Source organism: Streptomyces sp. NPDC005262, from assembly GCF_042872425.1.
Classification (GTDB): domain Bacteria; phylum Actinomycetota; class Actinomycetes; order Streptomycetales; family Streptomycetaceae; genus Streptomyces.
The window spans coordinates 790,244-810,520 of sequence record NZ_JBIAKK010000002.1; the positions used below are offsets into that span (position 1 = coordinate 790,244).

Annotated in this window: 15 protein-coding genes; 7 read left to right on the forward strand and 8 right to left on the reverse strand. The window is 70.1% G+C overall.

All coding sequences use genetic code 11. The features are described from left to right. Positions 1-3 precede the first annotated feature (3 nt). Positions 4-627, forward strand: coding sequence for a class F sortase (locus tag ACFYP5_RS08800; protein ID WP_389032370.1), 624 nt, complete (start codon positions 4-6; stop codon positions 625-627). Between the two features lie 15 nt (positions 628-642). Here the strand turns inward: ACFYP5_RS08800 and ACFYP5_RS08805 are convergent, their stop codons facing one another. Further along, a complete protein-coding gene (locus ACFYP5_RS08805) occupies positions 643-1,428 on the reverse strand; it encodes a sulfite exporter TauE/SafE family protein (RefSeq protein ID WP_389032373.1) in 786 nt (261 codons plus the stop codon). A 193-nt stretch (positions 1,429-1,621) separates the two neighbouring features. Between ACFYP5_RS08805 and ACFYP5_RS08810 the strand changes: the two genes are divergently transcribed. From ACFYP5_RS08810 to ACFYP5_RS08825, 4 genes are all read left to right on the forward strand, one after another. Beyond that, entirely contained in the window at positions 1,622-2,845 is a 1,224-nt protein-coding gene (locus ACFYP5_RS08810; protein WP_389032376.1) for an NAD(P)/FAD-dependent oxidoreductase, read from the forward strand. Position 2,846: 1 nt separating this feature from the next. After that, a complete protein-coding gene (gene nirB / locus ACFYP5_RS08815; protein WP_389032378.1) occupies positions 2,847-5,435 on the forward strand; it encodes a nitrite reductase large subunit NirB in 2,589 nt (862 codons plus the stop codon). Further along, positions 5,432-5,791 carry a nitrite reductase small subunit NirD gene (gene nirD / locus ACFYP5_RS08820; protein ID WP_389032381.1) on the forward strand — a complete coding sequence of 120 codons (360 nt, stop codon included), beginning with the start codon at positions 5,432-5,434 and terminating at the stop codon, positions 5,789-5,791. Before nirB ends, nirD begins: the two co-directional genes overlap by 4 nt. A gap of 76 nt (positions 5,792-5,867) precedes the next feature. Then, positions 5,868-6,797: an oxidoreductase gene (locus ACFYP5_RS08825; RefSeq protein WP_389032384.1), complete on the forward strand. Its 930-nt coding sequence runs from the start codon at positions 5,868-5,870 to the stop codon at positions 6,795-6,797. Between the two features lie 41 nt (positions 6,798-6,838). Here the strand turns inward: ACFYP5_RS08825 and ACFYP5_RS08830 are convergent, their stop codons facing one another. From ACFYP5_RS08830 to dusB, 6 genes are all read right to left on the reverse strand, one after another. Further along, entirely contained in the window at positions 6,839-7,249 is a 411-nt protein-coding gene (locus ACFYP5_RS08830; RefSeq protein WP_326603643.1) for a VOC family protein, read from the reverse strand. 162 nt (positions 7,250-7,411) lie between these two features. Beyond that, positions 7,412-8,521: an ArsR/SmtB family transcription factor gene (locus tag ACFYP5_RS08835; RefSeq protein WP_389032387.1), complete on the reverse strand. Its 1,110-nt coding sequence runs from the start codon at positions 8,519-8,521 to the stop codon at positions 7,412-7,414. A 757-nt stretch (positions 8,522-9,278) separates the two neighbouring features. Then, positions 9,279-9,923, reverse strand: coding sequence for a LysE family translocator (locus ACFYP5_RS08840; protein WP_389032390.1), 645 nt, complete (start codon positions 9,921-9,923; stop codon positions 9,279-9,281). 222 nt (positions 9,924-10,145) lie between these two features. Next, on the reverse strand, positions 10,146-10,841 hold the full coding sequence (gene snpA, locus ACFYP5_RS08845; RefSeq protein ID WP_389032393.1) for a snapalysin: 696 nt from the start codon (positions 10,839-10,841) through the stop codon (positions 10,146-10,148). An 816-nt stretch (positions 10,842-11,657) separates the two neighbouring features. After that, entirely contained in the window at positions 11,658-14,396 is a 2,739-nt protein-coding gene (gene ppdK / locus ACFYP5_RS08850) for a pyruvate, phosphate dikinase (RefSeq protein WP_389032396.1), read from the reverse strand. Between the two features lie 624 nt (positions 14,397-15,020). Beyond that, complete coding sequence (dusB, locus tag ACFYP5_RS08855; protein ID WP_389032399.1) at positions 15,021-16,169, reverse strand: tRNA dihydrouridine synthase DusB; 1,149 nt, start codon at positions 16,167-16,169, stop codon at positions 15,021-15,023. Positions 16,170-16,330: 161 nt separating this feature from the next. On the opposite strand from dusB, the gene ACFYP5_RS08860 reads away from it, so the two are divergent. Beyond that, on the forward strand, positions 16,331-17,824 hold the full coding sequence (locus ACFYP5_RS08860; RefSeq protein ID WP_389032402.1) for an MFS transporter: 1,494 nt from the start codon (positions 16,331-16,333) through the stop codon (positions 17,822-17,824). Here ACFYP5_RS08860 and ACFYP5_RS08865 read toward each other — a convergent pair. Next, the gene (locus ACFYP5_RS08865) at positions 17,797-18,705 is read right to left on the reverse strand and encodes a helix-turn-helix domain-containing protein (protein WP_389032405.1); all 909 of its coding nucleotides are present in this window, start codon (positions 18,703-18,705) and stop codon (positions 17,797-17,799) included. The genes ACFYP5_RS08860 and ACFYP5_RS08865 overlap by 28 nt on opposite strands. A gap of 149 nt (positions 18,706-18,854) precedes the next feature. Here ACFYP5_RS08865 and ACFYP5_RS08870 point away from each other — a divergent pair, with 149 nt between their 5' ends. Next, positions 18,855-20,276: an MFS transporter gene (locus ACFYP5_RS08870; protein ID WP_389032992.1), complete on the forward strand. Its 1,422-nt coding sequence runs from the start codon at positions 18,855-18,857 to the stop codon at positions 20,274-20,276. The last annotated feature ends 1 nt before the right edge of the window (position 20,277 follow it).

Here is a 20,277-nt window from a genome sequence, read left to right on the forward strand (position 1 = left end):
ACCGTGTCCCAGAAGGCCAAGGGCTGGCTGGTCGCCGTCGCAGTGCTGGTCGGCCTCTGGCTGATCCGGAACGGCTCCGAAACCCAGCTGATGCCGCCGCAGCCGACAGCGGCCCAGGCCTTCGCGGCCGGTCCCGAAGTGCAGCCCGGCTCACCGGTCGCCGAACCGCTGCGCCCTTCGACACCCGTCCGCCTCCGCATCCCCAGCATCAGGGTGGACGCCCCGATGATCCGGCTCGGGCTCAGGTCCGACGGCAGCCTCGCCGTGCCGCCGGCCGAGGACCGTAACGTCGTCAGCTGGTACAAGGACGGCACCCCGCCCGGCGCCAAGGGCACCGCGCTCGTCGCGGGTCATGTCGACAACGCGCAGGGGCGATCGGTCTTCTACAACCTGGGGTCCCTGGCGAAGGGCAGCACCATCGAGGTGGACCGCCGGGACGGGCACACCGCCGTCTTCTCGCTCGACGCCATCGAGGTGTACGCGAACAAGGACTTCCCCGACCAGAGGGTGTACGGCCCCTCGCCGAACGCCTCGCTGCGGCTGATCACCTGCGGCGGCGGCTTCTCGAGGACCACCGGCTACCAGGGCAATGTGGTGGCGTACGCGCACCTCACCGGCGTGCGGTGACCCTCGCCCGCACCCTTACGTCCACTGGTCGAAGGCGAGTCGAGCGACCAGTGACAACACCACGACCAGCAGTACGCCCCGGACGAACTCACTGCCTTTCCGGAGTGCCGTCCGCGCGCCCAGCAGCCCGCCCACCAGGTTGAACACCGCCATCAGCGCCGCCAGCTGCCACATCACATTGCCCTGGTAGGCGAACATCGCGAGGGCGCCGCCGTTGGTGCAGACGTTGACGATCTTGGCGGTGGCGGACGCCGTCACCAGATCGAGGTGCAGTACGGCGGTCAGCGCGAGCACCAGGAACGTGCCTGTACCGGGTCCGAACAGCCCGTCGTAGAAGCCGATGCCGCCGCCGACCAGCACGATCGCGGTGACGGTACGGGCCCGGGTGACCTTGCGGTCCGTGGCCCCGATGGCCCCCTTGCCGAACTGGGGTCGCAGCATCACGAACGCCGCGACCGCCAGCAGCACCACCATGATGACCGGGCGCAGCACGTCACTGCTGATCCCGGCGGCGAAGACGGCTCCGGTCATCGACCCGGCCAGCGCCATGAGCCCGATCCGGACGGCGGTGCCGACCTTCACCGGCGCCTTGCGCGCGTAGGTCACGGCGGCGCCGGACGTACCGACGATCGCGACCGCCTTGTTCGTGCCGAGGACGTGCGCGGCAGGGACGTGCGGGAGGCCCAGCAGCAGCGCGGGCAGCAGGAGCAGTCCGCCGCCGCCGACCACCGCATCGATCCAGCCTGCGGCGGCAGCGGCGAGGCAGAGGACGACAAGGGTGGTCAGGGTGATGTCGGGCATGGTCGCGACTTTAAGGACGAGATACGTGTCCCGTCCAACTTTCCTGTCCGGATCCCCGGAAAGTTGAGCCAACTCTGAGGTTCCCGGACGTCAGCCCCCTCACAGACGGCTTCCGGGGACGCTGAGCGCAAGGTTCCTCCCGGGAAACAGCGAGGATCCGGTCGGGTAACACCGGCCGCACAGGCTGCTCACTATGACGACAGCGACGGCGGACGCGGCACGTGTGGTGGTGGTCGGCGCCGGGATGGCGGGCGCGCGGCTCGCCGCCCGGGTGCCCGGCGTCACCGTCATCGGCGAGGAGACGCACGCCCCGTACAACCGGGTGCTGCTGGCGGAGGTGCTGGCGGGGCGGTACGCGGCCGAGGTCATCGCCCTGCCCCCCGCCGAGGTGCGGCGCGGGGTGCGGGTGGTGCGGATCGACCGCGCGGACCGGCTGGTGCACTGCGACGACGGAAGCGTCGTGCGGTACGGGCGGCTGGTGCTGGCCACCGGGTCGAACCCGGTGCTGCCACCGCTGCGCGGGCTCGGCACCACGATGCCGGACGGGGTGCATGCGTTCCGTACGCTCGACGACTGTTTTGCGCTGCGGGAAGCAGTGAGTGTCGGCGCCCGGGGTGTGCGCGCTGTCGTCATCGGGGGCGGGTTGCTCGGTGTGTCCGCCGCCCGCGCACTCGCCGCATGCGGTGCGCAGGTGGTGTTGGCCCAGCAGGGTGAGCACCTCATGGAACGGCAGCTGGACGCCGAATCGGCCGGGCTGCTCCGGCGCCACCTGGAGAGTCTCGGGGTGGAGGTGCACACCGAGTGCCGGGTGCGCGGACTGCGCTGCGCCGACGGCGCGGTGCGGGCGGTGGAGCTCGCCGACGGCTACGAGCTGGCGGCCGAGATCACGGTGCTGGCCTGCGGGGTACGGCCCAGGACCGGGCTCGCGCAGGCAGCCGGCCTGGACGTGCGCCGGGGCATCGTCGTCGACGACGAGCTGCGCACCTCCGATCCGTACATCCATGCGGTCGGCGACTGCGCCGAGCACGATGGCACCGTGTACGGCCTGGCGGGCCCGGCGCTGGAGCAGGCCGATGTGCTCGCCCAGGTGCTGGCCGGGCGGCCCGCCCGCTACGAGGGGACCCGCGCCCTGACCCGCCTCACTCTGCACGGTCCGGCCGCCGGCCCCGCGGGCCCCTTCGATCTGGCCGCGTTCGGGGAGTCACGGCCGCTGCCCGGCGACGACGTCGTCCGGCTCGCCGACGCCACGCGTGGCGCGTACCGCTCGGTCGTCGTGCGCGGCGACCGGCTGGCGGGCGGTGTGCTGCTCGGCGATCTCGCCGCGGTCGGCGCGCTCGCCCGGACCTGGGAGGACGACGAACCGCTCCCCGCCGAAACGTCCCTGCTCCATCTGCTCACCAACGACGGAGGCTACTGAGATGCCGGTGTCCACTCCCCCGACCGACCACACCGCCCCGGTGCCCACGATCGTGGTCGTCGGACACGGCATGGTCGGCCAGCGGTTCCTGGAGGCACTCGCCGACCGCGGACTGACCTCGACCGCAGGCACCGCCCGGGTCGTCGTGCTCTGCGAGGAGCCCCGCGCCGCCTACGACCGGGTCCAGCTCACCTCGTACTTCGCCGGGCGGACCCCGGACGAGCTGTCGCTCGCCGAACCGGACTTCATGGACCGGCACGGCTTCGAACTGCGTCTCGGCGACCCTGCCGAGAGCGTGGACTGCGAGGCCCGTACGGTCACCGCACGCTCCGGGCAGACCTTCGCGTACGACACGCTGGTACTGGCCACCGGCTCGTACCCCTTCGTGCCGCCGGTCCCCGGCAAGGACGCCGCAGGCTGCTTCGTCTACCGCACCATCGAGGACCTCCTCGCCATCGAGGAGTACGCGAGGACGGCGACCACCGGTGCGGTGGTCGGCGGCGGGCTGCTCGGGCTGGAGGCGGCGGGCGCGCTGAAGGGGCTCGGCCTCGACACGCACGTCGTGGAGTTCGCCCCCCGGCTGATGCCGGTGCAGGTCGACGAGGGCGGTGGCGCGGCGCTGCTGCGCACCATCGAGTCCATGGGCCTCACCGTGCACACGGGCGTCGGTACGCAGGAGGTGACCGCGGGCGAGGACGGCGCGGTGACCGGCATGGCACTCTCCGACGGTTCGTCGCTCGCCACCGACCTGGTGGTCTTCTCGGCGGGGGTACGCCCCCGGGATCAGCTGGCCCGCGACTGCGGTCTGGCGGTCGGACCGCGCGGCGGCATCATCGTCGACGAGGAGTGCCGCACCTCCGACCCCGTGGTCTTCGCGATCGGCGAATGCGCACTGGCCGCGGACGGCCGGGTGTACGGACTCGTCGCGCCCGGTTACGAGATGGCGCAGACGGCCGCCGAGGTGATCGCGGGCAGGACGGCGGCGTTCACCGGCGCCGATCTGTCGACGAAGCTGAAGCTGCTCGGGGTGGATGTGGCGTCGTTCGGCGACGCGCACGGCACAGCCGAGGGCTGCCTCGACGTGGTGTACGCGGACTCCCGCACAGGTGTGTACAAGAAGCTCGTGATCGGCCGGGACGGCACCCTGCTCGGCGGGGTGCTGGTCGGGGACGCCGAGCAGTACGGCACGCTGCGGCCGATGACCGGTACGGTCCTGCCGGTCGCCCCCGAGCAGCTGGTGCTGCCGGCCGGTGCGGGCGGCCCCGTCACGCTCGGGCCGTCCGCGCTGCCGGACGACGCGGTGATCTGCTCCTGCCACAACGTCACCAAGGGCTCGATCTGCGAACACACCACACTGCCCGAGGTGAAGAGGTGCACCAAGGCCGGTACCGGCTGCGGCAGTTGTGTGAAGGTGATCGGGCAGCTGCTGCCGCAGAGCCAGGACAAGGGCCTGTGCGGCTGCTTCTCGCACACCCGCAGCGAGTTGTACGAGATCGTCCGCACCCTCGGTATCGCCTCGTACGCGGAACTGCTCGACTCGCACGGCCGTGAGACCGCGCGCGGCGGGGACGGCTGCGAGATCTGCAAGCCGACGGTCGGCTCGATCATCGCGTCGCTGGCTCCGGCGCTCGGCGCGAGCGGCTATGTGCTGGACGGCGAGCAGGCGGCCCTGCAGGACACCAACGACCACTTCCTGGCCAACCTCCAGCGCAACGGCTCGTACTCCATCGTGCCGCGCATCCCGGGAGGCGAGATCACCCCGGAGAAGCTGATCGTGATCGGTGAGGTCGCCCGCGACTTCGGTCTCTACACGAAGATCACCGGGGGCCAGCGGATCGACATGTTCGGCGCGCGGGTCGACCAGCTGCCGCTGATCTGGACGCGTCTGGTGGACGCCGGATTCGAGTCCGGGCACGCGTACGGAAAGTCGCTGCGCACGGTCAAGTCCTGTGTGGGCCGGACCTGGTGCCGGTACGGCGTGCAGGACTCGGTACGGATGGCGATCGACCTGGAGCTGCGCTACCGCGGGCTGCGCTCGCCGCACAAGCTGAAGTCGGCGGTGTCCGGCTGCGCCCGGGAATGCGCGGAGGCCCGTGGCAAGGACTTCGGGATCATCGCCACCGCGGGCGGCTGGAACCTCTACGTGGGCGGCAACGGCGGCGCCGAACCGCGCCACGCGGACCTGCTCGCCCAGGACCTCTCCGACGCGGAACTGGTGCGCCTCATCGACCGGTTCCTGATGTTCTACATCCGCACCGCGGACCGTCTGGAGCGCACCTCGACCTGGCTGGACCGTATCGAGGGCGGCCTCGACCACGTACGGGACGTCGTCGTCCACGACTCACTGGGGCTCTGCGAGGAGCTGGAGCGGATGATGGCCGACCATGTCGCCGGCTACCGCGACGAGTGGGCCGAGACCATCAACGACCCGGAGCGGCTCCGGCGGTTCGTCACCTTCGTCAACGCACCCGATGCACCCGACCCGTCGGTGAAGTTCGTCCCGGAGCGCGACCAGGTCAAACCCGACCTGGAGATCCTCGCCGGTCCGGTGCTCGCCGTCCGCACTCTCGAAGGGACCTCTTCCCGATGACCGCACAGACGATGGATACGGCACAACGGACCCAGGTGCTCCAACTCGCCGACGGAACTGAGTGGTTCACGGTCTGTGAGCTGTCGCGGCTGACTCCGGGGCGCGGTATCGCCGCGCTCCTCCCGGACGGCCGGCAGATCGCGCTCTTCGTTGACCGGGCAGGGCGCGCGTACGCGATCGACAACCGCGATCCGTTCACGGGGGCGTACGTTCTCTCGCGCGGCCTGGTCGGGTCCGTCGAGGGGCGTCCGTTCGTCGCCTCGCCGCTGCTGAAGCAGCGCTTCGACCTGGCGACGGGCGCCTGCCTGGACGACGACGGGGTACGCGTCCCGGTCTTCGCGGTGCGCGCCGTCTGACGGGTTCCACGAAGACCGGGACAGGAACGCTCCCCAGCCGATTCCGGCCAACAGATCCCGGCCGTACGCTTGATCCATGACCCAGGGCTGGAACGCGAGCGACATCCCCGACCAGAGCGGCCGTACGGCCGTGGTCACCGGAGCCAACAGCGGCATCGGGCTCGTCACCGCACGGGAGCTGGCGCGCCGCGGCGCGAGGGTGCTGCTGGCGTGCCGTGACGAGAGCCGCGGCAAGGAGGCCGAGTCGCGCATCCGGGCCGCGGTGCCGGGCGCGCGGGTGGAGTTCGCACCCCTGGATCTGGCCGATCTGTCCTCCGTGCGGGAGTTCGCGGCGGCGTACCCGTCCGACCGGCTGGATCTGCTGATCAACAACGCGGGTGTGATGGCCCTGCCGTACGGGAGGACGGCCGACGGCTTCGAGACCCAGTTCGGCATCAACCACCTCGGGCACTTCGCTCTGGCCGGCCTGCTCCTGCCCAAGCTGCTCGACGCCCCCGGGGCCCGGGTGGTGAGCGTGTCCAGCGCGATGCACGCCGCGTCCAACATAGACATCGGCGATCTCAACAGTGAGCGCAACTACCGCCGTTGGATCGCGTACGGCCGCTCGAAGACCGCGAACCTGCTCTTCGTCCATGAGCTGGCGCGCCGGCTCGCGGCGTCCGGATCCGGCATCGTGGCCGCCGCCGCACACCCCGGCTACGCGGCGACCAATCTGCAGACCGCGGGCGTACGGATGGAGAACCGCAAGGCGGCGGAACGGGTCTTCGAACTGGGCAACCGGATCGTTGCCCAGCCCGCGTCGTCCGGTGCGCTGCCGACGCTGTACGCGGCAACCGCGCCCGGCGTGCGCCCCGACTCGTTCACCGGCCCGAAGCTGCTGGGCTGGCGGGGTGCGCCCGCCCCGTCCTGGCGGGCGCGCTGGACGCTGAACGACGTGGCGGGCGAACGGCTGTGGGTGGCGTCCGAGCAGCTCACCGGGGTGACCTGGCCGGACCTCAAGCCCTGACCGGTCCCGGGGGCGAGCGCTGCGGCTCGGACCTGGACGGTTCAGCCCTGGCTCTGGACCGCGGCCGGGTCCATCCACACGACCTCCCAGATGTGGTGGTCAGGGTCCTGGAACGACCGGCCGTACATGAACCCGTGGTCCATGGGCTCGTTGGCGGGCGAGCCCCCGGAGGCGAGTGCCGTATCGGCCAGCTCGTCGACCTCCTCGCGGCTCTCGGCGCTGAGCGCGATGATCGCCTCGGTGGTCTTCGAAGCATCGGCGATCTCCTTCTTCGTGAACTCCTTGAAGCGCGGCTCGGTGATGAGCATGGCGAAGATGGTGTCGCTGATGACCAGGCACGCGGTGGTCTCGTCGGAGAACTGCGGGTTGAACGAGAAGCCGAGCTTGCCGAAGAAGCCCTTGGTCGTCTCCAGGTCCTTCACCGGCAGGTTCACGAAGATCATCTGGGTCATGTCCGTCTCTTCTCCTCGGCGGCGCTCCGTGTGAGCGCGGTCGCAGGGTAGACGGCGGGGCGGCGCGGAACTCATCGCGACGGGCGAGAAAATCATCCGGAGCGGCCGGCCCCACCCATTGAGCGGAGTGTCCCCACCCGCCGAGCCGTCCGCTCCCACCTGTCAGGAAAACGCGAGCGGTGCGCCTCCCCTGAGGAGCGAGCCGCCCAGCGGGGTGAGCGTGTGCAGGACCGAGCTGCCGTGCCGCAGGGTGCGTACGAGCCCCGCCTCGCGCAGCACGCACGCATGCTGACTGGCCGAGGCGAGGGACACCCCGGCCCTACGGGCGAGCTCACTGGTCGTGCAGCCCGCGCCGATGGCCTGGAGGACCGTCGACCGGGTGTTGCCCAGGAGCCTGCCGAGCCAGGGGCCCGGGCCCGGCTCGGCGAAGACCGGGGCGGCGGAGTGGGTGACCGGGTACACGAGGACAGGTGTGAGCTTGGAGTTGCGGTAGACGACCGGGGTGGACCGGCAGAAGAACGACGGCTGGAGCAGCAACCCCCGCCCGTCCAGATGCAGTTCGCGGTCGACCGGATAGTCCGCCTCCAGTACCGGGGCCCGCCAGCGGATCATGGACGGGAGGGAGGCGAGGAGTTCGTCGGCGCCTCCGTCAAGGAGGGCGCGGCCACGGACTGCCCGGTCGGCCTCGATGCTGGCCTGGATGTGTGACCAGTACGGCTCGACGGCGGCGCGGTGGTAGCCGCGCAGGGTGGTGATGAGCCGCCCGAGAGGTTCGGTCCGCCCTTCGGAGAGCGCGTCCAGCCGGACGGGCGGCACCGGCCGGCCGTCCCCCGGCCGTCCGCCCGCGGGCCGTACGCCACCGGACCGCGCCCCGCGCCCGGAGCCGTGCCCGCCGCCGTGCCGCCCGCCCAGCGACAACGGCCGTCCGGGCTCACGGCGGTCGGCGCGCAGCAGGCCCAGTTCGACGTGGAGCCGCTCGGCCGGGGTGTCGCGCAGCGCCTCCATCCCGGCATCGAAGCCGTGCGGCTCACTGCCTTCCCGGGAGGGCGTCAGAAAGTCCGGGAAATAGCCGCGGGGTGGCACGAGGGCTGCCAGGAGGCGTGTCTCACCATTCAACCGGGGCCGGGCTTCCGTACGCCATTTCCCGAACACCGTGGAGGCGCGCCGGTCCCTGAGCCGGTGAAAGCTCAGAATGGTTTCCCACAATGCGTCCGGCCGTGTGGCCATCCGCACCTTGGAAAGGTCCATCCCGGACACATGGATACGCAGCACCGAACCCCCATCTGTTGCATCCGCAATTGCCCCCGCCCAAGGGTATGCGCACCGTCACAGGACGTCACCACGGGGTTTCGGCCAGAGGTGAAACGTCTCGCCGAACCCCACCGCCACCGGAAAAGCTGTACGACGTCGGGCACGAAACCTGAGCCGACCGGAAGAGCGAGTGAAGGCCGTGGGGGGTTTTGCTCGTTCGGCGGCGGTCGGCGGACGGTGCGGCTCCGTGTCCGACGGGGGTAAGCCGGGTGCGGTCCATGGATGGGGATCCATGGACCGCACCCCGGTCCGTTCACCGCCTATATCTTTGCGTATTGAACGATGCAATGGGCCGATGAGCGAACGGCGAACACCGAAAGCGCTTGCGCCCTTTTCTCTCTGCGTGAGGACGGGTGACCCATTCACCCACGGCCACTCATGACCGACCGTTTCCGCACACCATCCGCTCCACGGCGTGTGGGCCGACGGCGTACGGGACGGAAGCCGGCGCGGGGCGGTCTCCGCCGGGCAGGGGTACCGGCATCCACGGGTGCCATCAACGTCCCTGTACCGGCGCTCGCAGCAGGACCGGTGACACAGGCACGCCGGTCAAGCACTGTCCCGTAATCCCTGGCGGGCGCACGACGACAGCTACGGCACCTCGCTGCGTTGCCGGAACGCCCGAATACGACCGGTATGAGCCCGTCCCTCCGCCTTGCGATGCACCGCATCTGACGCCGCGCGCTGATCCACCAGGGATTACGGGACAGCCCTTGGCTCACGTGGAGACAGGAGTGCGGGACAGGGCGGTGCGCAGCGCGAAGGCGCCGAGCAGGCCGCCTGCCGTGAACCGCTGGGCGGTCATGACGCGGGGCCGAGCAGCCAGAAATCCCGACACCCGTGCCGCGCCCAGCATGATCAGAGCGTTCACGCAGATCCCCACGATGATCTGCACACCACCGAGCTGGAGCAGTTGTCTCCCGGCCGGACCTGACTGCGGGTCCAGGAACTGGGGCAGTAGAGCGGCATACATGAGAGCGATCTTGGGGTTGAGCAGGTTGGTCAGCAGCCCCATCGAGAACAGCCGGGCGTCGGAGACCGGAGGCAGGTCTTGGGCGGGAGTGAAGGGCGAGCGTCCGCCGGGCTTGAGCATGCCCCAGGCGAGGTAGGCCAGGTAGGCGGCGCCGACGAGCTTGACCACCGTGAACGCCACCGGCACGGCGGCGAACAACGCGGACAGGCCCGCAGCCGCGGCCAGCAGATAGCACAGGAATCCCACAGCGGTCCCGCTGAGGCTGACCAGGGCCGCCCTGCGGCCTTGGGTGATCGCACGGGACGCGAGGTGGATCATGTTCGGTCCTGGAGTCAGGGCCATGCCCAGTTCGACCAGGGCCACTCCTCCCACCGCGGCCAGAGTGATCACCGGTCGACCTCCTGGTCGTTCGTCGGGTCACCTGGTACCCGGGGCGGGAGTCACCCGGCCGCAACGGACGGCTGCGACGAATGGGCAGCGTCTGCCTCGCCTACTGGAGAATACGGCCCCGCCACTCGGTATCTCCACGCACCCCTGACCGCGCCCGACGAGCACCGGTACGGACCGCGGCCCGGCGCCACGGTCCGTACCGGTGGTGCAGCGCTCAGGTGGTCAGCGGGCCTGGTTCACCGCCCAGGGCCTGTGCGAGCCCGGGGCGTGCGCGAGTCCGGTGGCCCACAGCTGGTCGACACGCGAGCGCTCGGTGGCGTTCGGGTAGCGGTTGGTGCAGGACGGGCCGGGGCCGCCACCCGACATCAGCTCACTGCACGGCCCGCTGTAGTCATCCGGCAGGCCCAGCACGTGCCCGGTCTCGTGGGTGGCGACGCGGATCGAGTCGTTCCGCCGGTTCTGGGCGTAGTCGAGGAAGATGTAGCCGCCTCCGTGCCCGTTGGTGGAGGCGTGGGACCCGCGCGAGTCGTTGCCCTCGTAGTAGAAGAAGTCGGCACCACTCGTCGCCGGCTGGAGCTTGACGTTGGACTCGGAGCTGTTCCAGATAGCGGCCGCGCTCGATATCTGCGAACGGAAGCTCGGTGCGTGGGAAGCGTCGTAGTAGACGGTCACCGCCTGCGTGTTCGGCTGGGCGGCGCGCTTCTCGGCGACCGAGTTGAGCACGGCCCCGAAGAACGCCTTGTTGTTCGCAGCCTCCTCGACCGACCCGGCGTACCCCGCCACGGAGGTACCGGCGGCAGTGGACGGGGTGGCGGCCGGTTGCGCGCTCGCCGGCACCACCGCGCCCAGCGCGCCGGTGGCCAGACCCAGGCCGAGAGTGACGGCGAGGAACCTGGCGGATGTTCGAGACGACTTCATACGGGGGCTCCTATCGCTCGTTGACGCCGAGCGCCCGGTGCGTGGTCGACACTGCGTGAGCACCGGTTCCGAACTGCGGCGACGTCCTGTGGGTCGTCATTCTTAGGACGGCTCGACAGGGAGCACAAGGGGGTCCCGCCACGACGTCGCCTCGTAGGTCCCGGGACCTCGCCAGGGGCTGTGCGCCGGTCTTCGGTCCGCACATGACGGCAGGAGGGGAAGCTGTCACGGCGTCAGAAGCCTTACGCCACGAGGCAACGGGCGTGCGGGCCGGCCGGGCGGAATCCCCGGACGCGCGGCGGGATCCGAATCACGGACAATACGGACAAATGCCCAGATGTCTGCCATGCCGTATCTACTAAGTGCGCCGACTGGTCGGCGGAGCGCTGTGACCGATGTCATAGAACAGGGACTTCCGTCCCTTTCGCACCCCATCGACCCCCGGTCGCCCCCAGGGAGTCACCCTCGGCGTTGGGCTGCATCCCCCACCGCTGAGCCGCCGCCACTCAGTCCTGATCAGGATCGAGGCCGGGCCCGCCGTGCAGCCCGGCGAGCGGGGGCTCCTGACGGGACCCAGCCGCGTCCGGAGGGCACAACGAGGGCACAACGGCTTCGCGCAGCTTCAACGGCAACCACCGCAAACCAACACCATTTCGCCTGGTCAGCGACGTAGTTCGACAGTCTCCGCAGATGATGCGCGAAGCGGCGGCACCCCCGCACAGGGTGCCGCCGCTTCCGGGTCGTCCGGGGCTGTCGTCGAGTCGGTGAGGGTCCGGGTGATCCGGCGACAGCCCTGGAGTCCAGGGTGAGTTCAGGTCAGCGGCTGTCGCTGCCCTTCGACTCCGCGGCAGCCCTGCCCGCCTCCAGACGCGCGACCGGGATCCGGAACGGCGAGCAGGAGACGTAGTCGAGGCCCACCTCGTGGAAGAAGTGCACCGACTCCGGGTCGCCGCCGTGCTCGCCGCAGACGCCGAGCTTGAGGTCCGGGCGGGTGGCCCGGCCGGCCGCGACCGCGCTGCGGACCAGGGAGCCCACACCGTCCTTGTCGATCGTCTCGAACGGCGACACCCCGAAGATGCCCTTCTCCAGGTACGCGGTGAAGAACGAGGCCTCCACGTCGTCCCGGGAGAAGCCCCACACCGTCTGGGTCAGGTCGTTCGTACCGAAGGAGAAGAACTGTGCGGCCTCGGCGATCTGACCGGCTGTCAGTGCGGCGCGCGGCAGCTCGATCATCGTGCCGATGGTCAGTTTCAGCGCGGTGCCGGTGGCCGCCTCGACCTCGGTGATGACCTGGTCGGCCTCCTCGCGGACGATCTCCAGCTCCTGGACCGTGCCGACCAGCGGAATCATGATCTCGGCGCGCGGGTCGCCCTTGGCGTTCTTGCGGTGCGCGGCCGCCTCCGCGATCGCGCGGACCTGCATCGCGAACAGGCCGGGGATGACCAGACCGAGCCGTACGCCACGCAGACCGAGCATCGGGTTCTGCTCGTGCAGCTTGTGCACGGCCTGCAGAAGACGCAGGTCGTTCTCGTTGGCGTCCTTGCGGGACTCGGCGAGCGCGACGCGTACCGACAGTTCGGTGATGTCCGGCAGGAACTCGTGCAGGGGCGGGTCGAGCAGCCGTACGGTGACGGGCAGTCCGTCCATCGACTCGAACAGCTCGATGAAGTCGGCCTTCTGCAGCGGCAGCAGCTCGGCCAGCGCGGTCTCCCGCTCCTCGTCCGTGTCCGCGAGGATCAGCTTCTCGACCATCTCGCGGCGCTCGCCGAGGAACATGTGCTCGGTGCGGCACAGGCCGATGCCCTGGGCGCCGAAGCGGCGGGCCCGCAGCGCGTCCTCGGCGTTGTCGGCGTTGGCCCGCACCCGCAGCCTGCGGACCCGGTCGGCGTACGCCATGATCCGGTGCACTGCGGCGACCAGTTCGTCGGCGTCGTCGGCGCCCGCGTGCATCCGGCCCTCGAAGTACTCGACGACCGGGGACGGGACGACGGGGACCTCACCGAGGTACACCTTGCCGGTGGAGCCGTCCACGGAGACGATGTCGCCCTCCTCGACGACGGTCCCGCCGACAGTCAGCCGACGCCGCTTGGTGTCGACCTCGATCTCCTCGGCGCCGCAGACACACGTCTTGCCCATGCCGCGGGCGACGACGGCGGCGTGCGAGGTCTTCCCACCGCGGGAGGTCAGGATGCCCTCGGCGGCGATCATGCCATCGAGGTCGTCCGGGTTGGTCTCCCGGCGGATCAGGATGACCTTCTCGCCGGAGCGGGACCACTTGACGGCGGTGTACGAGTCGAAGACCGCCTTGCCGACCGCGGCTCCCGGCGACGCGGCGATGCCACGGCCGAGCAGCTGCGTCTTGGCGTCCTCGTCGAAGCGCGGGAACATCAGCTGCGCCAGCTGCCCCCCGGTCACCCGCTGCAGCGCCTCGGCCTCGTCGATGAGCCCCTGGTCGACCAGCTGCGTGGCGATCCGGAAGGCGGCACCGGCGGTGCGCTTGCCGACCCGGGTCTGGAGCATCCACAGCTGGCCGCGCTCGATGGTGAACTCGATGTCGCACAGGTCCTTGTAGTGCGTCTCGAGCGTCTTCATGATCTGCATCAGCTGGTCGTACGACTTCTTGTCGATCGACTCGAGCTCGGCGAGCGGGACGGTGTTGCGGATACCGGCGACGACGTCCTCGCCCTGCGCGTTCTGCAGGTAGTCGCCGTACACGCCCGCGTGACCGCTGGCCGGGTCGCGGGTGAACGCGACCCCCGTACCGGAGTCCGGGCCGAGGTTGCCGAAGACCATGGAACAGACGTTGACGGCCGTGCCGAGGTCGCCGGGGATGCGCTCCTGACGGCGGTAGAGCTTGGCCCGGTCGGTGTTCCACGAGTCGAAGACGGCCTTTATGGCCAGGTCCATCTGCTCGCGCGGGTCCTGCGGGAAGTCGCGCCCGGCGTCCCGCGTGACGATCTTCTTGAACTGCTTGACCAGCTTCTTCAGGTCGGCCGCGTCGAGATCAACGTCGACGGTGACGCCCTTGGCCTCCTTCGCGGCCTCCAGCGCCTCCTCGAAGAGGTCGCCGTCGACGCCGAGGACGGTTTTGCCGAACATCTGGATGAGGCGGCGGTACGAGTCCCACGCGAACCGCTCGTCGCCGGCCTGGGCGGCGAGCCCGACGACGGACGCGTCGGAGAGGCCGATGTTGAGAACCGTGTCCATCATGCCGGGCATCGAGAACTTCGCGCCGGAGCGGACGGAGACCAGCAGCGGGTCGTCGGCCTGGCCGAGCTTCTTGCCCATCTGCTTCTCGAGGGCGGCGAGGTGTGCACTGACCTCGTCGCGCAGCGCCCTCGGCTCCTCGCCGCTGTCGAGGTAGACCTTGCACGCCTCGGTGGTGATGGTGAAGCCCGGAGGGACGGGCAGCCCGAGGTTGGTCATCTCGGCGAGGTTGGCGCCCTTCCCCCCGAGCAGGTCCTTCAGATCCTTGTTGCCCTCGGTGAAGTCATAAACGAACTTCTGACCCTGGAGCTCCGGGGTGGATACGTGGGGATCTTTGTTTTCCGACACGGGTCTCGACTCCTCGAGGACGCGGGTGGCTGCCCTGACGGCCAGGAACATACCCAGATCGAAGGTGCCTGGGTACGTCCACTTGCGCGTCATACGGCCTTAACCACTCGTCCGCCAGCAGATCGAAAGTTGCGTACGGCTCCGCCCCTCGAACACAGCCATTCGACTCTTGAACTCATCATCACCCAACGCATCACAGGGGGCGCATGTTAGGCACACTCCGTAATGGATGTGTCGATCGATCAAAGTAAAGTCGGGTGGCACCGAGTGCCATCATTTGAGAAATGCAGTCCCCAAAATACCGCTCATCTGAGCAACGGAGGCCTCAGGGGTGGCGAGAATCACGCCGCACCGTGCGCTCAGATGTCACCATCCGGACACCGTGAGCGCTACACGTGGTCACGCAACGACCGCGCAGGGCGAACAAAATGGAAGCAGGGCGCCTCGATCGCCCGACACGGCATTCCGCACCGCCCGGTTCACCTCCAACCCGCACCCGATATGCGCTCAGATGAGCATCCTTAAGGCAAGGGCACCCGGTGCCTGATACCGGAGACACGAAAGGGCCCCGCGGGAGTGGAGTGACACCCTCCGCAGGGCCCTGTCCTAACCGGAGCCGTCGCCTCAGCCGCCCGACGTGTCGAGCTCCGCCTCCGCGCTCACGCCCGAGCAGTCGTAGGGGTCCTTCAGCCAGCCGTCCGGCAGCACCACACGGTTGTTGCCCGAGGTGCGTCCGCGCGGCCCGTCGGCCCCGTCCGGCCATGCCTGGTCCAGGTCGAGCTCGTGCAGCTGCGCGCCCAGCTCGTCCAGCGACGAGGTGACCGCGAGCTTCCTGCGCATCTCGGAGCCGACCGAGAAGCCCTTGAGGTACCAGGCCACGTGCTTACGGAAGTCGATCACGCCACGGGTCTCGTCGCCGATCCACTCCCCCAGCAGCGTCGCGTGCCGCAGCATGACGGTGGCGACCTCCCGCAGCGTCGGCGCCTGCCGCGTCTGCGTGCCCTCGAAGGCGCTCACCAGATCACCGAAGAGCCACGGGCGCCCCAGGCAGCCGCGGCCCACGACCACACCGTCGCAGCCGGTCTCGCGCATCATCCGGCGGGCGTCGTCCGCGCACCAGATGTCGCCGTTGCCGAGGACGGGGATCTCCGGGACGTGCTCCTTGAGGCGGGCGATCGCGTCCCAGTCGGCGGTGCCGCCGTAGTGCTGTGCGGCGGTCCTGCCGTGCAGCGCGACGGCTGTGACGCCCTCCTCCACCGCTATCCGGCCCGCGTCGAGGTAAGTGAGGTGGTCGTCGTTGATGCCCTTGCGCATCTTGATGGTGACCGGCAGATCACCCGCATTGGAGACCGCCTGGTTCAGGATCGCGCGCAGCAGGGGCCGCTTGAACGGGAGCGCCGAGCCACCGCCCTTGCGGGTCACCTTGGGAACCGGGCAGCCGAAGTTCAGGTCGATGTGGTCGGCGAGGTCCTCGTCGACGATCATGCGGACGGCCTTGCCGACCGTGACCGGGTCCACTCCGTACAGCTGGATCGAGCGCGGGGTCTCGCTCGCGTCGAAGTGGATGAGCTGCATGGTCTTCTCGTTGCGCTCGACCAGCGCCCGCGTCGTGATCATCTCGCTGACGAACAACCCCTTGCCGCCGGAGAACTCCCGGCACAGGGTGCGGAACGGCGCGTTGGTGATGCCGGCCATGGGTGCGAGCACCACCGGCGGCTGCACGGTGTGCGGGCCGATCCGGAGCAGTGGGGGCGAGGGGGCGAGCGTGGTCATTGCTCCATTGTCGCGTACGTCGGAAGCAGCTTCGGCAGGCACCTCGGTACGGGCGACGGGCGACGCCGTCCGTACCCGCGACGGCGCCGTACGGATGGACCGGGGGCGCCGGTCGGGGTCTCCCGGCGACAGCAGTCGTTAGTTAACCGTACTATCTATGTATGCCTGAGCTCACCCACCGCCGACGGCAGTTGGTTCTGGCGATCTGCTGCATGAGTCTGCTGATCGTCAGTCTCGACAACACCGTCCTCAATGTCGCTCTGCCCTCCATGCAGCGGGAGCTGCACGCGACCGTCGCCGGCATGCAGTGGACGATCGACGCCTACACCCTCGTCCTCGCCTCGCTGCTGATGCTGGCGGGCTCCACCGCCGACCGGATCGGACGGGCGAAGGTCTTCAAGATCGGGCTCGTCCTCTTCACCCTCGGCTCGGTGCTCTGCTCCGTCGCGCCGAACCTGGAGTCGCTGGTCGCGTTCCGGATGGTGCAGGCGGTCGGTGGCTCCATGCTCAACCCCGTCGCGATGTCGATCATCACCAACACCTTCACCGACCCGCGCGAGCGCGCCCGGGCCATCGGTGTGTGGGGCGGTGTCGTCGGCATCTCCATGGCGGCGGGACCGGTGGTCGGCGGCCTGCTGGTGGACTCGGTCGGCTGGCGGTCGATCTTCTGGATCAATCTGCCGGTCGGTCTCGCCGCGCTGCTGCTCACCTGGCGGTACGTCCCCGAGTCCCGCGCCCCGAAGCCGCGCCGCCCCGACCCCGTGGGACAGCTGCTGGTGATCACGCTGCTCGGTGCGCTGACGTACGCGATCATCGAGGCGCCCTCGGCCGGCTGGGGCTCGCCGCGGATCCTGGGCTTCGCGGCGCTCGCCGCGTGCGCCCTGATCGGGCTCCTGTTCTACGAGCCCAGGCGCGCCGAGCCCCTCATCGACCTGCGGTTCTTCCGCAGCGCCCCGTTCAGCGGCGCCACCGCCATCGCGGTCTGCGCCTTCGCCGCCCTGAGCGGCTTCCTCTTCCTGAACACGCTGTATCTGCAGAATGTGCGCGGTCTGAGCGCCCTGCACGCCGGTCTGTACATGCTGCCGATGGCCGCTCTCACCTTTGTCTGCGCCCCGCTGTCGGGGCGGCTCGTCGGCAGCAGGGGGCCACGGCTCTCGCTGCTCGTGGCGGGTGCGGCGATGACGGCGTGCGGTCTGATGTTCGCGGCGTTCGACGCGGAGATGCAGAACGTGCTGCTGTTCACCGGCTATGTGCTGTTCGGTCTCGGCTTCGGCATGGTGAACGCGCCGATCACCAACACCGCCGTCTCCGGGATGCCACGCTCCCAGGCGGGCGTGGCGGCGGCCGTCGCCTCGACCAGCCGGCAGATCGGCGGGACGCTGGGTGTCGCCGTGATCGGCGCGGTGCTGGCGGCGGGTGTGGCGGGCAGCGGTTCGCCGCGCGGCGCCGGGTATGCCACCGCCTTCGTGGACGCGAGCAAGCCCGCCTGGTGGATCATCACCGGCTGCGGTCTGGCCGTTCTGCTGGTGGGGGCGCTGACCAGTGGACGGTGGGCGCGCGAGACGGTGCGGCGTACCGCCGAACGGCTGGAGACCCCGACCGGGGCCGGGGCCGCCGGCTACGGAGGTCAGGCTTCGGCGAGCGCCAAGGCGTGAAGGCGCTCGAGCCGCTCGCGGGACTCCTCGTCGGCGGGGACGTACGTCACCATGCGCGGACCCTTGGACGGGCCGAGCCAGAGATCGGTGTGGTCCAGGCGCACCAGTCCGACCTGGGCGTTACGGAAGAGCTTGGTCCGGCCTCCGGGGCCGACGACCTCGTGGCGTGCCCAGATCTCCCGGAATTCCGGTGAGGACGTCTCCAGCCGCTTGAGCAGGGCCTTCCAGGCGGGCTCGGCGAGATGCTCGGCCATCGAGGCGCGGAACTTGGCGGCCATCACCCGGTTCATCTCGGGGAGGTCGACGACGGACGCGCGCCAGTTCTCGTCGGTGTACGACAGCAGCATGCAGTTGCGGTTCTCGGGGGCGACGGCATCCAGGTCGCAGAGCAGCCGCCCGTAGGTCCTGTTGTAGGCGAGGATGTCGTACCGGCTGTTCTGCACACAGGCCGGGATCGGGTCCAGCCGCCACAGCATCTCGCGCAGCGCCGGGGTGATGCTCGGGCACTCCGTACCCGGGGCGGGGTCGACGGCGCCCGCGAGGGCGAAGAGATGGGTGCGCTCGCTCCGGTCGAGCAGCAGAGCTCGGGCGAGGGCGTCCAGGACCTGCGGCGAGACCTGGATGTCCCGCGCCTGTTCGAGCCAGGTGTACCAGGTGACGCCGACGGCGGAGAGCTGGGCGACCTCCTCGCGGCGCAGTCCGGGGGTGCGCCTGCGGCGGCCGCGCGGAAGGCCCACCTGCTCGGGGGTGATGCGCTCGCGCCGACTGCGCAGGAAGCCCGCGAGTTCGTGCCGCCGGACCTCGGTCTCCGGCGGCTCGGCCGAACCGGCCGCCCGGGGACCGTGGGGCATCTGCTGCACTTCGGTCACCATCGTCGTCATGCTCCCAGCGTGCCGAATGACCCGGCCCTGTGCCAGGTGCCGCTTGTACCAGGATAAAGACACTCTGGTACCAGGCTTCGATTGGGACGATCGTCGACATCGTGAGTGATTCCACCGTACGGACACAGACCTCCGCCCTCACCACCCGTGTGGTGCGGCACGACCATCCCATCCCGGTACTCGGCACGCTCGGACTGTTCACCGTGCTGATCGGTGCGGCCCTGCCGCTCATCGACTTCTTCATCGTCAATGTCGCCCTGCCGACCATCGACGAGGATCTGGCCGCGGGCCCCGCACTTCTCGAACTGGTCGTGGCGGGCTACGGACTCGCGTACGCCGTCCTGCTCGTCCTCGGCGGCCGACTCGGCGACATGGCCGGGCGGCGCCGGCTCTTCCTCACCGGCATGGCGGCCTTCGCGCTCACCTCACTGGCCTGCGGGCTCGCCCCGGATGCCTGGACGCTCGTCGGGGCACGGGTGGCGCAGGGGGCCTCGGCGGCGCTGATGCTGCCTCAGGTGCTCGCCACCATCCAGGCCGCCACCTCCGGACACCGGCGGGCGCGTGCGATGAGCCTCTACGGGGCGACGGCCGGGCTCTCGATGGTCGCCGGCCAGATCCTCGGCGGCGTACTGGTCGCGGCCGCTCCGCTGTCGTCGGTGTTCGGCGAGAGCGCGGGATGGCGGTCGGTCTTCCTGGTGAACGTTCCGGTGGCAGCGGTGGGGCTGGTCCTGGCCGCGCGTGCGGTGCCGGAGACCCGCTCGGACCGGCCCGCGCCCATCGACGTGCCGGGGACGCTGCTGCTCGCCGTTTCACTGGTGACGTTGCTGGCGCCGCTGACGGAGGGACGGGCCGCGGGCTGGCCGGTGTGGACCTGGATCTCGCTCGCGCTGTTCCCGATCGCCGCGGCCGCCTTCTACCGGGTCGAACAGCGCGCCGACCGGCGCGGACGGATCCCGTTGATCCCGCCGAGCCTGCTGCGGCTGGACTCGCTGCGACGCGGTCTGGCGCTGGTGCTGCCGTTCTCACTCGGCTTCGGCGGCTTCATGTTCGTCATCGCGGTGGCGCTGCAGCAGGGCCTGAAGCTGGGGCCGGCGGCGGCCGGGCTGGCGCTGGCACCGATGGCGGTGGCCTTCTTCGCGGCCTCGCTGGCCGGACCGCGGCTGGTCCGGCGGTTCGGCAGCCGGGTCGTGACGGCGGGCGGGCTGATCCAGGGCACCGGCGTCGCGGTGCTCGCACTCACTGTGTGGCTCGGCTGGCCCGGCCTGGGACTCCCGGCCCTGCTGCCGGGCGTCGCGATCGCCGGTCTCGGCCAGGGGCTGCAACTGCCGGTCCTGTTCCGCATCGTGCTCTCCGACGTGCCGCCCGAGCGGGCCGGGGTGGGCGGCGGAGTGATGACGACGACACAGCAGGCCGCACTGGCCCTGGGGGTGGCCACGCTCGGGACTCTGTTCCTCGCCCTGGTCCCCGGATCGGGCATGCGGGACGCGCTGATCGTGGCGCTGCTGGTGCAGCTGGCGGCGGTGGCGCTGACGACGCTGCTGAGCCTGCGGCTGCCGCGCGCGGTGGCGTGAG